The following is a 2218-nucleotide window of genomic DNA, read 5'->3' as shown; positions in this document are numbered from 1 at the left end:
AGGAACTCCTTTTTCTATATTTTGAGAAAATAATTTAAGGAATAATTCATCCTTACACAAACTATTTTACGGTCTCTGAATCCAGATATTACTTTTTCCGTTAAATATTATTCATAATATTTCGTAACTATAACTTCTATGAAAGTTAATTTTATTTATAATTACTTATCAATAAAATCTTTTCATACAAAAATACCAAATCTACTACAAAAAATAGATTTGGTATTTTAAGTTAATTTTTTGTTGCTTTCCGAAATGCTAGATACATTGCAAGACCACAAATGATCCCAATAACTACATATACGCAGATAAATAAAGGAATGTTTTCAACCACAACTTTATTTATTTGATTATCTATTTGGACAAACAACATTATGGTAAGAATTATCCAACTGCCTAACATACCAGTTAAAAAATATTTTAAGAAGCTTTTATTATTATTAGTACCTTTTTTAGAATTTTTATTTGTACTAATTAACCAGCTCATAAATATTGAAAATAGGACACTTTCAATTACAATTTCAAGAATTGATAAGGGCGTAGGAGTCCATTTAAATATTACATTTAATAATACATTTAAAATACAGTACAAACATCCACTTATAATACTTCTAATTGTTATTTGCTTCTTTGACATGCTGTTTATCTCTTTCTTCTATGAGAAACTAAATAACCTACACATGAAGCGGAACCTTTAATGACTCCAATACTTCCACCAAACATGGCTCCACCAAACGTACCTACGCCTACACCTACAGCAGTACCGCTAATTCCGCCCGCTACAGCACCAGAACCAGCATTTTTTAAAATGTAACCTGCACACTTAGCAACTTTTCTGTTACCTCCACCAACAGTAACTTTCAATTCCTTTTCATTTAAAATTTCAAAATTTTCCATTTGAACATCCTCCTAATTTTTTATCTTTACAAATTGTTCTTTTCCTCAATTTGCAATTTTATAATATAAAATTCAGCTCTTCTTATGGTTAAATTGATTAATTCTACATACTTTATGACCAATCTAGTTTCTTTATTTCAAATAGATCTACTTTCTATGCTTATTTTATTTGGATTGCTTTACTACTTTTATAATTAATCCCTTTTTCAATTTATAAAAAATCCGCTGATGCTGAATTTTATCAATTTTAAATTGTTTTAAGTCAAAACTAACCATCCTATTAATATCAAACGTTGAATTCATTACAATATAGGCTTTTGTCAAAATAATATTAGGCTTAACTTTTAGAATATCTTCGTTCGAGCTATAATCAATTGCAGTCGATTCTACTGCATTATTCTTCTCTAAAATATTATTTTCAGATGGTTCCATTTTCTCTTCAATAATCAAACTATTTGCAATTTTATTAGATTCTGAGGAATATAAAAAATCATATAATTCTTTTGCTGTTTTCTCTCCACCAATCCAAGCACTAATAATTTGACCATTCATAAATCTCATAGTAGTTGGAGTACCTGGAATTCCAATATCCTTAAACGCATACTCATGAGCGCCTTTTTCAGCATCAATATCAAAATAAAATAATTTACCTTTAACCAACTCGTTAAAATCCTTTAATACAGGAGAAAATTGTCGACAATAATAGCAAGTTGGACGACCAATATACAATAACTGTTCTTGGTTATCCTTCTTTCCAATTAATTCCTTAACTTGTGCAATATTTACATGTTGCATATTTTCTACATTGTCATAATATTCATCTATAGTAATATCTTCTTCGTCATTACTTTCATCATCAGAGTCTTTCTCTTGATCCTCCATTACTTTTTGATTGTCATCCTTCTTATCATTTGAAGGTAAATCATTAGCAGTACTATCAGAAGATGACTGACTATCATCACTTTCGTTTTTCTCTGAATCATTTATTTTTTGTGTTTGTGATTCATTACTAATATTATTTTTAAGGTTAACCTCTTTTCTACTTTCAATTTGAGTAGAATTAACTTCATCAGCATTAACAACAGACGTACCCATCATTAATAATGCAATAGGACTAACCATTAAAGCAATTAATTTTCTTTTTTCCATAATAAATTCCTTTTCTAAGTTTATTTCACTTAAAAAATAGCATTTACTGTATTTTTAAGTAGAAAAAAGACTAAACTCGATAAAAAATAGATCAATTGTAAGCGTCAAATAACCAGGTGTCTGTTTTTGTCCTCATTTTTCAGGTATTCTAATCTCATTAAATTTATGGAGG

General features: G+C 28.1%; 3 protein-coding genes. All 3 read right to left on the bottom strand.

The genetic code is table 11. The features are described from left to right. Positions 1-232: 232 nt before the first annotated feature. The 3 genes from NFR82_RS08750 to NFR82_RS08740 all read right to left on the bottom strand — a co-directional run bounded on the left by NFR82_RS08750 (position 233) and on the right by NFR82_RS08740 (position 2046). Positions 233-637, bottom strand: coding sequence for a hypothetical protein (locus NFR82_RS08750; RefSeq protein ID WP_251717890.1), 405 nt, complete (start codon positions 635-637; stop codon positions 233-235). A gap of 5 nt (positions 638-642) precedes the next feature. Further along, complete coding sequence (locus NFR82_RS08745) at positions 643-897, bottom strand: Blp family class II bacteriocin (protein ID WP_251717889.1); 255 nt, start codon at positions 895-897, stop codon at positions 643-645. A gap of 165 nt (positions 898-1062) precedes the next feature. Continuing rightward, positions 1063-2046, bottom strand: a complete 984-nt coding sequence (locus NFR82_RS08740) for a DUF6568 family protein (protein ID WP_251717888.1) — start codon at positions 2044-2046, stop codon at positions 1063-1065. Positions 2047-2218: the final 172 nt, after the last annotated feature.

This window comes from Lactobacillus agrestimuris, from assembly GCF_943193025.1.
In the GTDB taxonomy this organism is placed as follows: Bacteria; Bacillota; Bacilli; order Lactobacillales; family Lactobacillaceae; genus Lactobacillus; species Lactobacillus agrestimuris.
Note: the sequence above shows the minus strand (reverse complement) of the source record. Positions and strands in the feature narration are given on the sequence as shown.